Below are 19,037 nucleotides of genomic sequence, written 5' to 3' on the forward strand. Positions count from 1 at the left end.
GGATCAGCGCAGGGAGACGATGCGCCGCGTGACGCGGCGGTCCCCGGCTTCGAACGCGAGGAAGTACAGCCCCGGGCCCAGGCGGCCGCGGCCGGTCTCACCGTTCCAGGTGACCGTCACCGGGGCGCCCGGCTGCAGCGCTCCGGACCACGGCGTGGCGACGACGCGACCGCCGACGTCGTAGACGCGGATGCGCGCGGATCCCGCCGCCGCGTCGGAGGCCAGCGCGAACTGCAGTCCGATCGGCCAGCCGTCCGGGCGGACGGGGTTCTGGCCGGTCCACGTGAAGGCGATGCGCGTGCCCTCTCCGGGCACGTGCATCGTGTCGGGCACCCAGGCCAGCGCCGCGGCGCCGTTCGGGATGCCGTAACCCAGCAGCGTGTCGGGGGCGTTCGCCTGCGACGCCGTCTCGCGCAGCGCGCGGATCACGAGCGGCGCGGGCCAGTTGGGCCGGGCCTGGATCAGGCACGCCGCCAGCCCCGCGATCAGCGGGCACGAAAACGACGTGCCGCTCAGGCGCGTGTACGTGCTGACCCCGCCGCTGGCGCTGGCGAGCAGCACGGACGATCCCTGGGCGGCAAGGTCGGGCTTGATGCGCCGGTCGGCGCTCGGTCCGCGCGAGGAGAAGCTCGAACGGGTGCCGGTGGAATCCACGGAGGCGATGCACAGCACGCTGTCGCCGTTCGCGTCGCTCGGGCAGCTCAGCTTGCCGAGCTCGCCCATGTAGGCGCCGTCGTTGCCGGCGGAGTTGACGACCAGGATGCCCTTGCTCGCGGCGATCTCGGCGGCGCGCGTGACCAGTGAAGTGTGCCCGTCGCGCTGCTCGTAGGGGATGCCGTAGATGCCCCCGGCGCTGTCGGGGAATGACGTGTAACCGAGCGAGGAACTGATCACGTCGGCGCCGAGGCTGTCGGCCCATTCGGCACCCATCGCCCAGTTGACCATCTCGATCGGCTTCTCGCTGCTGCCGTTCTCGGTGCGCGCGAGCGCGAAGCGCGCGCCGAAGGCCGGACCGATGTAGCGGCCGGGCCTGTTGCCGCCGACGGCGCTCAGGGTCCACTCGCCGTGCGAGTGCGACGCGCCGGTGAGGTTCAGCGTGTCCTGCACGACGTCGTCGCCGTCCACGAAGTCACGCGTGCGGTTGCCCACGTCAATGTCGCGCGTCGCCTCGTGCTTGGTGAAGTAGTTGTAGCCCTCGTCCAGCATGCAGATCGTGACACCGGCTCCGGTGTATCCCGAGTCGTGCAACGCCGGCACGCCCAGCCGCGCGAGCTGCGTCGCGGTCTGTCCGTAGGCGACGAGTGCGGCGCCGGCCCTCAGGGCGTCCTCGTGCGAGGGGTCGCCGGCCGGCTCGTCCGCGGCTTGTGGAAGCGGCCTGCGGGGCGCGGCCAACTCGCCGGGAGTGACGCGCGCGACGAAGGGGAGCGACGCGAGCCGCCCCAGCGCGGCACCCGAAACCCGGACGGCGCAGCCGTTGAACCAGCGCGACTGTCCGTACGGCGCGAAGCCGCCGGCCTTGAGCTCCTCGATGTAGCGTCCCTCGATCGGCAGGTCGAGCCAGTCCACGAGCGGTTCGAGCCCGGCGCGTTCGCGTCGCCGGCGCGCCTCGGGCGTCAGGTTCGCCTCGGCCAGCGCCAGCTTCGCCGCCAGGTCGGCGGGCCCCGTCTCGCCCTTGTCCGTGAACTCGATCCACACCGGCTCGGGCTCGGAGCCGGCGATGAGCAGCGGCGCCAGCCGCGGATCGAGCTTCGCTCCCGGCGTCGCCGCAAGGGCCGGAGCGGCGAGGGCCGCGCAGGCGAGGGCGGCCGCCGCGGACGCGAGCAGTGACGCCAGTCGGGCACGCACGCGCTTCATGCGAGGGCGACCTCCCGCACGGACGGCTCGAGCCGTCCGACTTCGGCGCCGATCACGTTGCGCACGACCGGGCGGCGCTGCGGCGCCAGCGTCGCGAGTTCCGCCCCGTCCAGCGCGCCGAGACGCTCGAGCACCGCGACGGCGGTGGGCGCGAGCGCGCGTCCCGCGCCGTCCTCGCACTTGACCGCGACACCCGTCCCGCGATCGGTGAGGGCGAGGAGCATCAGGCCCTCGGCGCCGCCCTTGGCGACCACGCGCCCGCCCGTCGCCAGCATGAGCTGGGTGGCCGTGCGCCCGTCGCCCTCGACGGTGCGCGGGTGCGCGCCCATCGCGCGTGCGATGCGCGCGAGCGCGCGGGTGCGTGCCTCCGGCGCGTCCGCGCGTGCGGCGGCCAGCCGCGCGTAGCCACGGGCCATGGACGGAAGCGGCAGCGCGAACACCGGCAGGTTGCAGCCGTCGGTACCCGACTCCATCGAGGCCGGCGAGATCTCGCAGACCTCGGCGATCACCTGCCGCAGCAACTGCTGCATCGGGTGCGCGGGCAGGTGGTAGCCCTCGATCGGCCAGCCCTCGGCGAGCGCCAGCGCGAGCATGCCCGCGTGCTTGCCGGAGCAGTTGTTGTAGAGCGCCGTGCGGGGCGCGCCGCCGCGAAGCAGATCGTCGCGCGAGCCGGCGTCCTCCGGGTCGTGATAACCGCAGGCCAGCGCCCCGGGACCGAGTCCGAGCTGCTCGAGGATGCCGGTGACGAGCTGGACGTGGTATCGGCTGCCCGTGTGCGAGGCGGCCATCACGGCGAGCTGCTCGTCGGTGAAACCCAGGCGTTCCGCGTGCCCGCGCTCTACGAGCGGCAGGAGCTGAAACGGCTTCGCCGAGGAGCGGAACATCGTGACGAGCCCGGCGTTCGGCGTGCCCGCGAGCAGCGTGCCCGAAGCGTCCACGGCGGCGCACTGCAGGTGGTGGCGCGACTCCACGGCGGAGCCCCGCCGCACCAGCACTTCGAGTTCGAATCGCATCTCACTCCGGCCCACCAGGGTGTCGGAACCGGGGCGGAATGCCCCGGTGCGTCGGTCTCTCCGGTCATTGTGACACACGCCGGGACCGAAAATCGCGCCGCGTTTGCGAACGCGGCGCGATCGCGGTGCAAGAATCGTCAAACTCGTCGCGACACCGCCGCTCGCCGGCCGGCCGGAAAGAACCGCGCGAAGTCCCGGAAGGCTCGGGCCAACCCGGCTCCCCCCGCGCGGGCCCTTCCTTCAGCGGATCACGATCAGCTTGCTCTGGAACTGAAAGCTTGCGGACTCGACCCGGTAGATGTAGATGCCCGAGGCGACGTCCTTCTGGCGCTCCGAACGCAGGTCCCAGCGCTCGAAGTCTCGCACCGGGTCGTCGTGCTTGAGGGTCCGCACGAGGTCGCCGGCCACCGTGTAGATCTTGATCGTGGACTGCGCGGGCAGGTTGATGAAGTGCAACTCGCTCGCGTTCGGCTGGTCCCACGCCTCGTGGGCGTTGTAGGGATTCGGCACCACCCGGACCTGCTCGAGATTGGCAGCCGGCCCGCCGGTCGGCTCGAGCGGACCCACGAGATTGCGCAGCTTGTTGTTCAGGTTGGGACAGGTGTTGCGATTCCCGTAGGTCCCGCAGCGCGCGAAGTTGTCGAGCGTGTCGGGGACGAACAGGTCCTCGTTGTCCGTGTCCGTCGTGTTCTTCTTTTCGTAGGTGATCGAGTACCACGTCCGGAAGCCGTCGTGCGGGCCCGGCGGGGCGATCAGCTTCATCACGGAGTCGCCCTGCGAGATGCAGCGGCCGTATTGGTCGAGCCTCCGGCAGACCTTCTCGAACCGACCCGTCGAGTCGGGATCCACGAACGTCGCGAGGCTGTCGCTGGCCTCGGCACCGCACGGGACGCAGCGGAACATCCCGGTGGCCGAGTCCACGCGTGAGAACTTCCACGTCAGCAGCGTGTCGTTGAGCGAAAAGCGCCGCAGCAGTACGGCGCGCGTGCTGTCGGGCGAGTTGACCATGCGGTAGATCCGGTAGCCGCCGAAGTCGGGCCTCGACTCCGCCGTGCGGTCCCGAAGCCAGCGCAGCGTCAGCGTGCGCGGCCGGAACACGAGGCTCTCGGCCAGCGGGGCCTGGAAGCCTCCCACGGGCACGAACGCGTAGATCAGGGTGCTGTCCCGCCAGGCACCCTGTTCCAACCACATCCGGATGGACGGAAACGTGCTCGGCTGCTGCGCTCGTCCCTCACCGGCCCCGGCCACGAGCACGAGGGCGGCGAGGGCAAGCGCACTCCAACGGATCCTTCCGGACCGGATCATCTAGCGACTCCCGCTCTTGCGGATGGGCAGTGCGTTGCCGCGGCGCGACGCCGCGGAAACCGGCTGCGCGCCGGCCGCGGTCGGCCGCAGGGCCGCCGGCGCCGGAGCGGACTTGGGCAGCTTCCAGACCTGCTGCAGGACGAAATCCGTCAGGGCCTGCACGTCCGCGCGCGCCCAGGTCCACAGGTCGAAACCCGTCTCCACGAACTCGGGTGCGTTGACGCCGTGGTAGTAGGTCATCGCGACGGGCCGCTGACCGGTGAAGGCCGTCGCCAGCGCGCCGCCCTGCAGCTCGTACAGCGTATCGAGCACGGAAGCCTGGTTCTCGACCAGCGGACTCTGGTCAATGTCCTCGAAGATGCGGTTCTCGAGCGTCAGGTACTCGACCGCCGGGTTGATCGCCGTGGAGTAGTAGCTCGCCGCGAATCCCGCACGCGTCGGGGGCAGCGTGTCCCCGAGCGCCAGGGCCCGGCGCCGCATGAACGCGGGGAGCAGGGCGTAGTTCGGCGCCGTGATCGTCCCGTTGAACTTCCAGCCCGGGTTCGTCCAGCCGCCGACCGCCGCGGCCGAGCGCCGCGGCAGCGTCACCGGCCGGCTGGCCACGAATTCGCTCTGCCAGTGCGCCGCGTCCCAGGACATCCGGCCCGGCACCAGCTCTCCGGCGCTCGCCGCGAACACGGTGTAGCCCGGCCCGTACTTCTGGTCGTTGTTGCGCGCGCCGGCCGCATTGTAGGGCAGCATCGTGCACGTCAGGCCGGTCCCTCCGGCGAGCCACACCTCGCCGCCGGCGAAGATGTAGGCCGCCAGCGTGTTCGACCGCCCGGTCGCGCTCATCCACCGGAGCGTCGAAATCGGGTCAATCACCGACTCGGGGGCGTAGGTCGTGATCGCACCGGTGATGTCCGTCAGCCAGACGACGTGCTTGTACTTTCCGAGCAGGCTGAGCGGCACGCCCGCGCTCGCGATTTCGAACCCGCGCCGCGTGCCGAGCGTGTCGAACGAGTAGCCGTTGAAGATGCCCGGCTTCGAGGTCGGAAGGGGCGGCAGAATGCCCTGGGGTCCGCGCCACGGAGCGCCGCCTCTCGCGTACAGGAACGTGTCCAGCTCGGCGGCCGCGGGCCAGGTCGTGTTTCCGTAGCTTCGCGGAACCCCGCTTGACAGGAACTGGTCCACCGCCAGGCGGGTGTCGTCCACGATCAGCAGCGACTTCTCGAACGTCGGGGTCACCACCGTGAAGTGGACGATCGCGAGGCTGAGCAGGCCGTTGTTGTCCTGTGCCTCGATGTAGAGGAAGTGATCCTGGCCGCCCGGGAATGGTCCGATCGTGCACGAAGTCGTCAGGTTGCTCTTCCGGCTCCAGTGATACCAGTCCGTGGCCTCGTCCGTTCGTGGCGTCTCGTCGGAAATGTCGCCGTCGAGCCGCCAGCGATACCACTCGATCGCCGAGCCCTCGGGGGGCGCAGCGCCCCAGTTGAACGTGATCGGCTGGCCCGACGGCGCTTCGAGGTTGATCCAGACCAGCGGATCGGTGCTGACGCCGCCGGAGACGTACTGGTAGGCGAAGAACTCGTTCCAGACGGTGAACACCGGGCCGAGGGTGCCCGCGAACCCGGGCGTGAACTTGAGCATGTTCGACTCGAGCGAGAACTCCGGCGAGTAGGCCCCCGCCTCGTCGATGCCGATGACCACGAACAGGTGGGGGGCGTTCGGGGTGAGCTGCGTGTACTGGACGAACGTCGTGTCCCCACCCACCGAATCCCAGCCCGCGAAGTTGCGCGCCGCGTAGAACATCCGCAGCGAATCGGGATAGAGCTGGGCCTTCTGGAAGTCGTACTCGGTGTCGCCGATGCGGAACAGCCGGTACTTGTACTTGACGGGCTTCTGGGTGAAGACGCCGTCGTCGTCACGGCCCTGCCAGTTGATGCGCACGGCAGGGGTCACCAGGCGGGAGATGAACTTGTTCGGCGGCGGGTTGGTGATGAACACGACCGGAGCGATCGTGTAGGAGTAGAAGGCCCGCGACTTCGGGGCCGAAATCGCGCCGGCGTTGTCGACCGCGCGGATGACGAACGTGTGGTAGTCGTTCGAGCGCCAGCCGCGCCTCGGATCGAAATACGCATTCGTCGCCCGGAAGAAGAGCTGCTGCTCGTTCTTCTGCGTGGACACCCACAGGGTGTCGGCGTCCGGCGTGGTGGGCGGATCAATGGCGTACTCGAACCGCTCCACCCGGCCATCCGGGTCGAAGCCCGACCAGTTCATCTTGTACGAGTACCAGGCCGTGTCCGCGCTGCTGACCGGCGCGGCCGTGAGATCGACGCTCGGGCGCTCGTTCGGGATCAGAAATTTCACGCCCGGCTTGTCACAGCCGAAGGTGGCGGCGGCGAGCAGGAATCCCGCGCACAACAGGGCGGCGCGGCCGAAGGAAAGGCGCTTCATGACTGCATTCTCCCGTGTGCAACCAGCGGTGACCCCGGTCGTTGGGTTCACTGCGAAGAACTCGAATTGCCGCCGCCGGTGACGCCCTGGGGCGCGGCGATGCTGTAGGTGACGGGGATGTCCACGGTGACGGTGCGCCGACCGTAACGCTCGCTTCGGTTGGGACGGCCGTCGCTGAGCTGCACCCGCACGATCATCGGCCCGTCCACGAACGAAAGGCTCGGCGTGAAGTTGGGGTTCGGACCCTCGAAGTCCTCGCAGATGCGCTGAGTCACCGGGGTCCCGCCCTGGTCCTGGATCAGGTCCACCGTGCGGACGAGCACGGGCAGGGTGTTGTTCTGCGGCCCACCGATGCGCTCCACCGTCTTCGTCTCGTCGATCGGGTCGAGGTCGCTGCAGACGAGGTTGAAGAACTGGTTGACGCCGTGGATCACCGAGCGCGGTTTCGGCAGGAACGCCGCGGCCAGGGTGTCCACGGAGGGCGCGTGGTTGACGTAGAACACCATGACCTTCGATCGCGCCGCGATCTGGGCGGGAGTGCCGGTGCCGCCGTCCACCGCGTCGGCCACGTTCTCGGCGCCGCCCGCCTGCTGCAGCCGCCGGTCCACCGTGCCGTCGCCGTCCTCGGCCACGACGTACGCGTAGGCCTTGCCCGTGGCCGTCATGCCGGCGCGGTAGGAGATGCGCGGATCGTGGAACGACGAGGTGATGTCGAAGATCGGGAAGGTGTTGGTTTCGGTCGGCCGGACCGAGCCGCCGTCCGGCTTGGTGACCGTGACGTTCGCGCGGAAACCGATGGGCGAGCCGTTCGGGTTGGGGTCCACGGTCGTGACGATGCCGATCGGCTTGTTCGGATCGAGCCCGGACTTGACCAGGTAAGGCGAGTCGGGATCGTAGCCGCCCGCCGGCAGCAGCACCCAGGAGTTCAGGTGGACCGTGTCACCCTCCTGGTGGGCCCAGACGCGGTCCTTGTAGAACTCGAAGAACGTCTTGCGGCGCGGGCGGCTCGCCGGCAGCACGTTCACGGAGTCCGCGCTGATCTGCGTGTTCGGGATCGTGAGCGTGGACCAGGTCACGTTCCTGTAGGTGTAAGCCTTGCCGTTCCCGTCCGTGTAACTCTGCCAGCCCTGGGCCGGATCGTTCAGGTCCGGGCCCGAGAACCAGCTCTCGGGTGCGAAGTTCATCTGGAAGTAGCGGGTGGCCTCTCCTCGCCAGCCCGACTGCCCGACCGCCCGAAGGGTGAATCGCTTCGTGCCCGGCGCGACGACGTCGGCGCCCACCCGGGTGTTGTAGGTGGCGACCTTCACGGTCGAGTCCACGATGTTCAGGCTCGGCTCGTCGAGCTTGTATCGGAAGCCCGTGACGATCGTGCTCGGGATGGTGGGCTCGCCGTGCCACCGGAACGTCAGCCGCGAGACCGAGGGCACCGTGTCGCGCGGGAACGGACGGGTGATGTCGAAGGAATCCGTGATCGTGTAGGACCGCACCTGCGCCGTCACACCACCGCCCGGATTGAGGGTGTAGATGGTTCCGACGGCGACCGCCGAATCGATCACCGCCAGCGGCGGGAAACGGTCGTAGGCGCGGAACATGAACCGGGCGGGCGTCGGATCGGGACGGCCCTTGTTGTCCACGGAATAGATGTAGAAGGTGTGCTCGCGGACCGGCACGTCCTCGGACGCGGAGAAGATGAAGACGCTGTCCGTGCGCGACGTGAAGCGGTAGTCCTGCGGCTTCGGTCCCGGCAGGCTCGGAATGCCGAGCCCGTCGCCCGGCGGCACCGGCAGTGTTTCGACGACGGCCCAGTAGAAGCCCGCCACAGCGCCGTCGAGGTCGGAGCCCGCCCAGTAGAGGTGGTAGCGGACCGGAACCTCTCCCGGCCGACCCGGGATCGGCGGACCGACGCCCGGCCGATCCGTGATGGTGTCCATCGGCGCGGCGGTGATCCAGGTTTCCGGTGCGACGTTGTTATCCGAGTTGGGAGAGAGCGCCTTGCGGCAGCCGACACCCAGAAAGGCCAGAAAAAGGCAAAGAACAACCCCGACACGCAAGCGCATTCGCGCCCCCCAGCACGCCCAGTCAGTTGGAAGGGAAGTGACGGGCAGGCTAGAACGCCGTCCGCACCTCGTCAAGCGCAAATGGCTTGGAATGCCGTGACTTGGCCCCGGAGTCCACCGGCTGCCGGGCATGGGCGTCGGAATGCCCGTCAGGCTCCGGGAAGCCAGCCGCCCGAAGCGGTTGCCGGAGGTCAGAGTGGAAGGCCGGGGAGGCGACGCCCGACTCGGCGGCACGGACCCGGGAGGCTGTCCCGTCCTGGTCGTGGATCGGGGTCATGTCGGTCAAAAAAAGCACGGGCGGGGATCGCTCCCCGCCCGTGCTCTTACTGCCTAGCTGCCGAGGCTTACCGCAACACGACCACGCGGCCGTTGATGGCGGCACCCTTCGTCGCGTACTCGATGCGAGCGAAGTAGACGCCACGCGCCACCTGGCTGCCACTGTCGTCCGCGCCGTCCCACGCCAGGTCGTACTCACCCGCGTTGAACGAACGGTCGGCCAGCGTGCGGACCAGACGGCCGGTCACGTCGTACACGCGAATGCGGACGCGATCGGCGTTGGCGAGGCCGAAGTGGATCCGCGCATTACCCGCACGCATGACGCTGTTGCCAACCTTCATGAAGTTGGCGAACGCCGCACCGTGAGAGTTCTGCGGGACGTCCAGGGTCGCCGGCGGAGACGTCGTCGTGACCTGGCACTGGGCCGCGAACAGCTTGTTGTACATGTTCCAGTAGTACGCGAGGCGGCCACCGGCCGTCTCACAGTAGCGGCTCCACATGTGCTCGATGTCCCATCCTTCCGTGTAGGCAACCCACGGACGGGTCGGATCGGTCGGCTTGTGAACCGCAGCCACGTACGGACCGTTGACACCAACGTTCTCGTAGTACATCGCCTCCTGAGACTCGGCGACGGCGGGATTGCGGTTGAACAGGTCGTTCGAGAACGTGCAGGAGTTGCCGACACCGTAGACGTCGCCGTTCGTCGTGATGACGTTCGTCGAAATCAGGTCGGCGCAGTCCGCCGTGTTGTTCGAGACCGCCTGGTACGACGGGTTCCGCAGAAGGACGCCGAGCTTCGTCGACACGAACAGATTGTGCGACGCGTTCTGGCCGTTCAGCAGATCCTCGTCCTGCACGAAGCCGTCGCCGCCGATGAAGATGCCGCGCGGCTGGGCCGTGCTGCCCAGGTCGTTGCCCGTCAGGAAGTCGTTGAGGATGCCAATGTCATCCTGCGACTTGTTGAAGAACGGGCCCGTGAGACCGGAGTTCAGGTCGCCGGTCAGGATCGTCAGCATGCGGTAGAACTTGCGCAGCATTTCCGGCGTCGGACCCGTCATCGCCGACTTGCCCGCCGTGAAGCCCATGGAGGCGCGGTTCGCGAGACGGCTGCCGAGGCTGATGCCGCCGGAGGCGCCGGATTCCGACGCCTTCACGCCATACATGTCCCACGAGGTGCCGGGCTGCTGGTTGCCGTACGTCGGGTAGTTGGCGAGATCCGCAAGCGCCACACCCGGAATCGCCGGCGCGTGCCAGCCGTTGTGGACACCGTACTTGGCCGGAGCCGTGCCGCCGAGCGAGTCCATGATGGACACGAAGATGCGCTCGTTGCCGCGACGATCGTTCCAGTCCACGTACAGCATGCACGCCATGCCCGATCCGCCGAACGCCACGTCCTTCCAGCGATCCGGCAGGACGGCGAACTGCTGCCAGCGGTGTCCGTCCGTGCTTCCTTCACCCGACGTGAACGTCGACGTGGTGTCGGGGCACATGGCGTACGCGTTGAGCGAGTCCGCACGAGCCGACTTGCGCCAGAAGTACTGGACCTGCGAACCCGCGGTCAGCAGGCCGTCCGGGATGATCTTGGTGAACTCCTTCGTGGTGGCCGAGCCGTTCCAGCCCGTACGGGACTGCGGAACCGTGGTCAGCCACGCCGGGATCGTACCGTCGCAACGGACGTTGTTCAGCGACGACGAGCTCGACGCGGTCTGCGCCGTGTCCACCATGAAGCAGACGAACTTGTCCTTGCCGAGGACGGAGTAGTGCGAGTCGTCCTCGTGCAGGATGTTCGCCCACGAGCCGGCCGCCAGGCCGGTACCCGCCTTGCCGGCCACCGGGAAGATGTTGAGTTCCGCGGTGTCGCAGCGCGCCGAGTTCCAGCTCAGGTAGTCCCACACGCCGCCCGGGTGGGCGCCGGCGGACGCGAACGGTCCGGGGTTGGAGATGAACTGGCCCCAGAACGAGTTGTCGCCGGAGACGACCAGGTTCGCCTGGTTGTTCGGCACCTGCAGCAGGTGCGTACCCATCGAGGCCGTCGGCGGGAAGGTGCGGCCGCCGGGGGTCGCGATCTGGTAGTTGCCCGGACCCGGAAGGATGCGGAACACCATGTCCACCCGCGTCGTGTTGCCGAGCACCGTGTCCACGGAGCCGGAAACGTTCGACGCCGCGATGATCACGGAGTCCGCGAGGATGTCGAAACGCTGCTGGTTGCCCGTGGCCTGCGCGTTGTTCAGCACGCCCTTGATGAGGGCGGCCGCCGTGTCGAAGGCCGCCGAGTTCGGCAGCTGGGGCGTCTCGTTGGCCGGGAAGGCATCGCCCGGCAGCATCCAGATGGCCGAGCTGATGGCGCCCGGCGTGATCGCGTTGGACGCGCTCGCCTGCACCGGACCGGCCACGTCGGCGAACGCCATCGAGATGTTGTCGAAGTAGACGCCGTCGTTGTCGTTGCAGCCCAGCGTCACGCCGAAGCGGAAGCACGCCTGGTAGATGCTGACCAGGACGCGCATCGAGTCCGGCACGTTGTAGGCGTTGTCGACGTCCGGAATGCCGATGTCGTTGCCGAGGCCGTAGAAGTCACCGTAGCACTGGGGATCCGGGTTGTAGACCAGGAAGCCCGGCGTAATCGGATCGCTCCACACCAGGGCGCCGTTGTTCGGCTGCGCGACCGGCCAGACCATCAGGCCAGGCTGGTAGCCGACACCCGTGAAGGGCAGGTTCAGCTGGCCGGCGTAAATGTCGAACAGCAGCAGGATGTCGTCCGTCGCGGTGACGATCGACTCCGTCAGGCCGTTCGCATTGACGGCGTTGCCGCCGCTGCGGTCCACGGTCATGTTGATCGTCGGCGAGATCGCGCCCGGGAAGCCTTCGCGATCCGACAGGTAGCGCGGATCGTTCATGGCTTCGAACACGTCGTAGTTACCCGCCATCAGCACGTTGCCGCGAATGTCGCAGATACGCGCCGGCGAGTCCCACGCGCCGCACAGCTCGGAGTAGTTGATGCCACCCTCGAGGTTGCCGAGGTGGAAGTGGATCGAGGGCGGCTTGCCCGTCGACTTCCAGTTGTTGAGCGGGCTCGCGCCAGGACGGTTGTCGATGGCGTTGACTCCGCTCTGCTCCGCGCCTTCGAAGTCGCCGATGTTGTTGCCGTTCACGATGACGTTGTCGATCATCGCGGCGCCGCGCGTGGCCGAGCTGAAGCCACCGCCACCATCGTCGTCCGAGAAGCCGCGGTTGGTCTTGACGCGGAACACGATACGCACCGCGCCACCCGAGACCGCGCGGATCGCGTCCACGCCCGCCGCAGGCAGGGTGAGCGCGGCGGTCGGCGTCGCATCCGCCGTGTCGGCCGGGACGTTGCCGGCGACCGACATGAGGCAGTAGTAGGGCGAGCCGTCGAAGATGCGCAGCACTTCCGAGAACCACCGGCGCTGCACGTCGTAGACCGCGCCCACCGTACCGTCCGAGTAGGTGCAGCTGGCCTCGTTCACCGGCGCACCGACGTACACGGAGAACGAATCGATCGGCGCCGCCGTACCGGCCGCGCTGCTCGAGATGAAGTTGCCGGCGACCACGTTCAGCGGGTCACCGTGGAACCAGCCCGTGCGCGTCGAGGCCGCCGTGCCGACGCCCGTGGACATGCGCGTGCGATAGAGGAACGAGATGTTCAGCGGCTGGCCCGCGGGCGCGTTGACGTCGCGGTACAGCATCTGGTCCCACTGGTTCGCATAGCCGGGGTAACGGCGCGAACCGCCGACGACGCGTTCGACCGCGGCCTGGTTGAAGGGCTGCCCGGTCACGGCGTCGAGGACGGAGTTGTCGTTCAGCTGGCGCAGACCGCACCAGGCCGAACGCGAACCCGACAGAGGAGTCCAGGTGACACCCGAGCCGCCGGCCTGGCCGGCACCGCCGTCACCGTGCCACACGCCCACGACACCGAACGTGCGCTTGCCGCCCGAGCCCTGGTTGATGACGTAGTTGGCGATGTTGCCGATGTCCACCGCCCACCACGGGCGCTGGTCGTCGGGGTACACGAAGCCGCCCGTCGTGTTGTACAGGCGCTTGATCGGCCACCAGCCGGCGAGCGAGTCACCGACGCCGTGCGAGGCCAGGATGGACAGGTTGTCCCAGTCCCAGGTCGCGTTGTTCGGGTCGGGCGTGCCGGGACGGCGCGTTCCGGACCAGATGTTCCAGTAGTTGTTGCTGGCGTTCCAGTGGTCCGTCTGCGAGTAGCCGACGTACACCGTGTCGGGGTCCGGTCCGGCCGAAACGCGCAGGCGCTGCTTGGCGGCGTTCGCCAGTTCGCGGACCATCTTTCCGTTCTTCACGATGGCAACCGGGTCGTCCGAGGTCTGGGCGAGCACTCCGGTGGCCATCATCGCGGCTGCTCCAAAGAGGAGAAGGGCCGCGACGAACGACTTCTTCATAGGACTACCTCCATCGTCGCAATGCATGGGCAATGCGAAGTCTTCCAGGTACAGATTGCGAGCGAGGTGTCGCAAGAAACGAAGCGCCGACGGACCGCGTGCCCTGCACGATCGCTCCGGCGGTCGGCTTCACTCGTGTCCCAATCCCCCCTTTCCGCTGTCCCGGCTCGGCCCTTAGGCAGTTCGGGCCGCGCGAGACACATGGTGTGCGAGATCTCTGTCGTGAGTTGCCGACGACGCGCGGCCGCTGCCAGCCATCGCGCTTCGCGCAACTGCGGAACTCGAGGTGCAAGTGAGGGGTAACTCGGTCAGTCAGCGCCCCAACACGCAACAAAGGCTAGGCGTGGTTCAGGGCTCTGTCAATCCGTTTTTTTGCTGGGACTTGGCACGGCGCTCGCGTTCTCGGCGCCGTCGCCCGGGCGGTCAGCCCGCCAGGCCGCGACGGCCAGCTCGGCGATTTCGCCGATCGGCCTGCCGGTGAGCATGGACAGGGCCCGCACCGACTCGAACTCAGGCTGGGCGCGCTCGGAGCCATCCGGAAGCGTCGCGACCTTGAGTTCGACCTCACCCAGCGTCGTCCCGACCCGCACGAGCTTCCGGGGCAACTCGAGCCTGGTCTCGATCCGGGCGCGCACTCCCAGGGTCGGTGAGTGCTGTTGCACGAGCTGCGCAAGTCGCTCCGCATCATGCACTTCAGAGATGACGACGAGCAGGTTGCCAGGCCTTCCCTTCTTCATGATCACCGGCGCGAGCATCGCATCCAGCGCCCCGGCGGCAAGCAGTCGGGAGTTCAGGTCGGCGAGCACCTGAGGCGTCGCGTCGTCGAGCGAAGTTTCGAGCACCGCCACCTCGCGCCGGGCCGGCCCGGAACCGGAGGCCTCCCCGATCAGCAGCCGCAGGACGTTCGCGTGCTCCGGAAAGTCTCGCGAGCCCGCGCCGATCCCGCTCGCAAGCAGTCGGTAGTCAGGCGGGCCCGACCAGTCGGCGACCAGCTCCGCCAGCAGCGCCGCTCCCGTGGGCGTGACCAGCTCGGCTTCGACCGGGCCGAGCCGAACCGGCACTCCTTTCAGCAGTTGCACGGTGGCTGGAGCCGGCACGGGGATGCGTCCGTGTTCGCTCATCACCGTGCCGCCTCCGAGAGGAAGGGTCGAGGCGTAGACCTGTTCGATGCCGAGGTCGACCAGCCCGAGCAGCGCGCCCGCGATGTCCACGATCGCGTCCACCGCGCCCACCTCGTGAAAGTGCACCTTTTGAACGGTGGTGCCATGGACCTGCGCTTCGGCCTCCGCGAGCCGGCGGAACACCGCCCGAGCGCGTTCGGTCACTCCGACCGGCAGGTCCGCGGCGGCCAGGATGGCCTCGATGTGGTGCAGGTGGCGATGGGCCTTCTGCGCGGCCGGCCGCACCTCCACCTGCCGCGCCGCGAAGGCGCCCCTGCGCACGGTCCGGACCTCGATGTCCACGTCCGGCAGGTGCAGCCTCCCCGGCAGACCCGTGAGCGCCTCGGCGGGCCAGCCGGCCGAAACCAGCGCCGCGAGCGTCATATCGCCGCTCACGCCCGAGAAGCAGTCGAAGTAGGCGATCCGGGACACGTTCAGGTCCTCCGCGGCGAGTTGATGAGGTGTGCGGCGTAACCCGCTCCGAAGCCGTTGTCCACATTCACCACGGTGATCCCGGCGGCGCACGAGTTGAGCATCGCGAGCAGCGGCGCAAGCCCTTCGAAGTGCGCACCGTAGCCGACGCTCGTCGGCACCGCCACGAGCGGCCGGTCCACCAGGCCACCGACGACGCTCGGCAGGGCGCCCTCCAGGCCGGCGACGACGACGAGCACGCGCGCGCCGCGCAGCCGCTCGTGGTGGGCCAGCAACCGGTGCAGCCCGGCCACGCCGACGTCGGCGATCAACTCGGCGCGGCTACCCATGGTGCGCGCGGTGACGAGCGCCTCCTCGGCCACCGGCAGGTCGGCCGTGCCGGCGCACACCACCAGCACCATGCCTCGCCCGGCTCCGCGAGCCGCGCGCCGCCTCAGCACCACGCATCGTGCCCGCTCGTGAACTTCGGCCCGTGGAAACGCGGCGAGCAGCGCCGCGCGAGCCTCGGGCTCGACGCGCGTCGCCAGGACGAGCCCATGCCGGGCGAAGAGCCGCCGGGCGATCCCCACGACCTGCGCGGGGCTCTTGCCCTGCCCGAGGATCACCTCGGGGAAGCCGGTTCGCAGGGCCCGCTGGTGGTCGAGGGTCGCGAACTCGAGCCGCTCCGCGGGAGCCGCGGTGATGCGCCGCGCGGCCTCGGACTCGCTCACGCTGCCGCGCCGAACCCCCCGCAGCAGGGCCCGCAGCTCAGCCGGCCGCATGCAGCGTCCCCGGCGCCGCCGGCAGCGCCGGCTCGGGGGCGAACGCATCCAGCCCGTGTTCGGCGAGGTGTCCGAGGTACTCCTCCAGCAGCGCGGTCATCTCGGACGCCGAACGGGTGCGGTTCACCTGCTCGCGGATCCGGGCGCTGTGCGGCAGGCCCTTGATGTACCAGGCCACGTGCTTGCGCATCTCCTTCGCCGCGACGGCTTCGCCCGCCGAGCGCACGAGCATCTCGAGGTGGCGGATGCCGGTTTCGAGTCGTTCCTGCGCGGTCGGCGGCGGCAGCGTCTCGCCCCGCTCGGCCAGCGCCCGGATGCGGCGGAAGATCCACGGATCGCCGAACGCCGCGCGCCCGAGCATGACGAGGTCGCAGCCCGTCGTCTCGAGCATCCGCACCGCGTCCTGCGCGTCGCGCACGTCGCCGTTTCCGATCACGGGGATGCCGACCGCCCTGCGGGCCTCGGCGATCATGTCCCAGTGCGCGGTGCCCTCGAACTTCTCCGCCCGCGTGCGGGCGTGGATGGCCACCGCTTTCGCCCCTGCGCCCTCGAGGGCCTTCGCGACCTCGACGACGTTTCGCGACTGGCCGTCCCAGCCGAGCCGGATCTTGGCGGTCACCGGCAGGTCGGTCGCATCGCTCATCGCGCGCACGATTCGCTCGATGCGCGAGACGTCCTGCAGCAGGGCGGCGCCGGCGGAGCGGTTCACGACCTTGCGCACGGGGCAGCCCATGTTGATGTCCACGAGGTCGGGGCGCCTTCCGGCCGGCAGGTCCGAAAGCACGCGCGTCGCGTCGGCCATCACGGCGGGATCGGATCCGAAGAGCTGGATGCCGATGGGGCGCTCGTGCGGCTCGAACGCGCAGTACTCGAGCGTCGCCGCGCTGCCCCGCACCAGGCCGTCCGAGGACACCATCTCGGTGTAGACCGCGGCGGCTCCCTGCTCGCGGGCCAGCTGGCGGAAGGGCGAGTCGCTGACGCCCGCGAGCGGCGCCAGCACGAACGGCGATTCGAGCTCGACGTTCCCGATCTTCACGCCCGCGCCCATCAGGTCCGCCTCGAGCCGCGGGCCGGGGAGCCTCCCGCGAGCCGGCTCGGCCGGGGCAGCGGAGTTTCGAGGTCGCGACGACGCGCGAACTCCGCGACGTCGCCGAAGCCCTCGACCGGCACGCAGGCGATTCCTTCGCCCGCGCACCACTCGCGCAGCGGACCGCGCGCGAGCACGGTGTCGGCCGCCGCGGCGCCGTGGCGGTCGCTGGCGCCGTCGCCGACCAGCACGGTGTGGAAGCCCCGACCGCGGTAGCGGCGCACGTGTTGAGCCTTGCAGTTGCCACACGAGTCGCACGCGGCGCTGGCGAACGGAAACTCGACGCGGACCCGGCCGCCCTCGAACACGGCGTGATTGGCCGCCCACGGCAGGTCCGGAAAGCCCGCGCGCGCGAGATGGTCGCGCACGTAGAAGTCGAGACCCTCGCTGACGATCATCACGGCGTCTCCCCGCCCGAGCGCCTCACGCACGAACGGTGCGAAGTGCGGGTCGAGGCGGAAGCGGCGCGTGAACGCCAGCGCCTGCGCCTCGGTCACCTCGAGCAGCGCGCACTGCGCTTCGGTCAGTTCGCGATGGCCGGCGCGGCCCGCGAGCCAGTCGGCGAGCAGGTCGAGTCTGCCGGCGGCCCCGCCGGGCGAGAAGCGGTCGGCGAACGCCGCGCCGATGTCGCGCGGCGAGACCGTGCCGTCGAAGTCGCACAGGTACGCGAACGGCATTTCAGCGCGACCCCGCGCCCGGGCGCGTCGCCGGAGGTGAAGCCCGCCGGGGAGTCGCGGCCGGCGGAGTCGCGGGCGGGCCCGGGAGCTTCGCGAACGCGAACACGTCCGCGGGTCCCTTCGCGCGCCGCAGCACCTCGGCCGCGCGCAGGAACGCCGCGTCCCGCGAAAGGGCCGCGCGCACGGCGGCCGCGCCCGCCACCGGCGGCAGCGAGTCCGCATGAGCCTCGAGATCCGGCGCGATGCCGCCTCCCCCGCGCACCGTCCGACCGGAGGCCGTGCGGTACTCCGGCCGGGCGGCCGAATCGGCGGCGGCGGTGTCGGCGGCCGCGAGGGTCGGGTCGTCCTCGGCCTCTTCATCGTCCCCGGTGCCGCTCGCCGCCCGGCTCACGACACGCCCGCTCGGCGTCAGGTAGCGGGCGGTGGTGAGGCGAACCCCGCCTTCGCCGCCGCGCAGCGGAATCAGACTCTGCACGTCACCGCTGCCGAACGTGCTCGTCCCGACGAGCAGCGCGCGGTCGAGGTCCTGCAGTGAACCCGCCAGGATCTCGGCCACCGACGCGGTGCCGCCGTCCACCAGCACGGCCATCGGCCACGTCACCCGCGTGCCGCCCCGGGGGACGACGAGCCGGCCGTCGGCCCCGGCCCTGCGGCCGCGGGTGGCGGCGAGCTCCGAGCCGGCGGGCAGGAACGACCCGGCGACGCCGAGGGCCTGCTCGGGGAGCCCGCCTGGATTGCCGCGCAGATCCAGAACCAGGCTTCGCGCGCCCGCGCGCCGCAACGTATCGAGCGCCGCGCGCACCTGCGCGGATGCGCGCGAGTTGAACGTCGTCAGGCGCAGGTAGCCGACGCCGCCGTCCAGCACGAGCGTGCCGCGCACGGCCGGCAGCTGAACCGTCCCGCGCGTCAGCACCAGATCGCGATCGTGCGGCGCGTCACCGCGCAGGACCGAGAGCGTGACGGTCGTGCCCGCCGGCCCGCGCAGCCGGGTGGCGATCTCCGCCGGCCCAAGGCCCCAGGCCGAGTGGCCGTCGATTCGCGTGATGATGTCGCCCTCGGCCAGCCCCGCCCGCCACGCCGGGGAGCCTTCGATCGGCGCGATCACCACCGGCCAGCCTTCCCGCGTGCCGACGAACAGGCCCGAGCCGTCGGCGTCGCCCGGCGACTCCGACTCGGCGATCTTCCAGTCCTTCGCGTCGAGATACTCCGACGAGGCGTCGAGCACGCGCATCATGCCGCTCAGCCCGCCCTGCACGAGTCGCGCCGGATCCGGCTCGTCCACGTAGTTCGACTGCACCGCGTACAGCACCTCGACGAACAGGTCCACGTTCGAGTAGAAGCCGCTGGTCGCCCGGCCACGACCCGCCCACCAGCCGAGGGTGAAGAGCACCGCGAGCAGCACGCCCAGCAGAACGCGACGGCGGATCAAGAAACCTCCGGAAGGGGTCCACGGGCGGCGGCGCGATGCCGCGCCCGGGGCGGGGATTCGGACCGGCAATATACCATGCGGTCGAGCCGCCTCCGCCCGGGCGTCGCGTGGCGCGCGACCGCGTCCAGG

11 protein-coding genes are annotated in these 19,037 nt (G+C 69.8%); all 11 read right to left on the reverse strand.

The window, feature by feature from the left end:
- Nucleotides 1-3: 3 nt before the first annotated feature.
- Complete coding sequence (locus IT347_07195; protein MCC6349358.1) at nt 4-1,854, reverse strand: S8 family serine peptidase; 1,851 nt, start codon at nt 1,852-1,854, stop codon at nt 4-6.
- Nucleotides 1,851-2,867 (reverse strand): asparaginase, encoded by a 1,017-nt coding sequence (locus tag IT347_07200; GenBank protein MCC6349359.1) that lies wholly within the window; start codon nt 2,865-2,867, stop codon nt 1,851-1,853. The genes IT347_07195 and IT347_07200 overlap by 4 nt, the downstream gene beginning before the upstream one ends.
- 240 nt (nt 2,868-3,107) lie before the next feature.
- On the reverse strand, nt 3,108-4,172 hold the full coding sequence (locus IT347_07205) for a T9SS type A sorting domain-containing protein (GenBank protein ID MCC6349360.1): 1,065 nt from the start codon (nt 4,170-4,172) through the stop codon (nt 3,108-3,110).
- Nucleotides 4,173-6,608: a hypothetical protein gene (locus tag IT347_07210; GenBank protein ID MCC6349361.1), complete on the reverse strand. Its 2,436-nt coding sequence runs from the start codon at nt 6,606-6,608 to the stop codon at nt 4,173-4,175.
- 47 nt (nt 6,609-6,655) lie between these two features.
- Nucleotides 6,656-8,539: a hypothetical protein gene (locus IT347_07215; protein ID MCC6349362.1), complete on the reverse strand. Its 1,884-nt coding sequence runs from the start codon at nt 8,537-8,539 to the stop codon at nt 6,656-6,658.
- A 470-nt stretch (nt 8,540-9,009) separates the two neighbouring features.
- The gene (locus IT347_07220) at nt 9,010-13,362 is read right to left on the reverse strand and encodes a hypothetical protein (GenBank protein ID MCC6349363.1); all 4,353 of its coding nucleotides are present in this window, start codon (nt 13,360-13,362) and stop codon (nt 9,010-9,012) included.
- Nucleotides 13,363-13,721: 359 nt separating this feature from the next.
- On the reverse strand, nt 13,722-14,954 hold the full coding sequence (gene larC / locus IT347_07225; GenBank protein MCC6349364.1) for a nickel pincer cofactor biosynthesis protein LarC: 1,233 nt from the start codon (nt 14,952-14,954) through the stop codon (nt 13,722-13,724).
- Nucleotides 14,955-14,956: 2 nt separating this feature from the next.
- Nucleotides 14,957-15,715, reverse strand: a complete 759-nt coding sequence (gene larB, locus IT347_07230; GenBank protein MCC6349365.1) for a nickel pincer cofactor biosynthesis protein LarB — start codon at nt 15,713-15,715, stop codon at nt 14,957-14,959.
- Nucleotides 15,702-16,763, reverse strand: a complete 1,062-nt coding sequence (dusB, locus tag IT347_07235; protein ID MCC6349366.1) for a tRNA dihydrouridine synthase DusB — start codon at nt 16,761-16,763, stop codon at nt 15,702-15,704. Before dusB ends, larB begins: the two co-directional genes overlap by 14 nt.
- Entirely contained in the window at nt 16,763-17,479 is a 717-nt protein-coding gene (locus IT347_07240) for an HAD-IB family phosphatase (GenBank protein ID MCC6349367.1), read from the reverse strand. Before IT347_07240 ends, dusB begins: the two co-directional genes overlap by 1 nt.
- 1 nt (nt 17,480) lies before the next feature.
- A complete protein-coding gene (locus IT347_07245) occupies nt 17,481-18,908 on the reverse strand; it encodes a S41 family peptidase (protein MCC6349368.1) in 1,428 nt (475 codons plus the stop codon).
- Nucleotides 18,909-19,037 lie beyond the last annotated feature (129 nt).

It is taken from the genome of Candidatus Eisenbacteria bacterium, from assembly GCA_020847735.1.
Lineage (GTDB): Bacteria > Eisenbacteria > RBG-16-71-46 > RBG-16-71-46 > RBG-16-71-46 > CAIXRL01.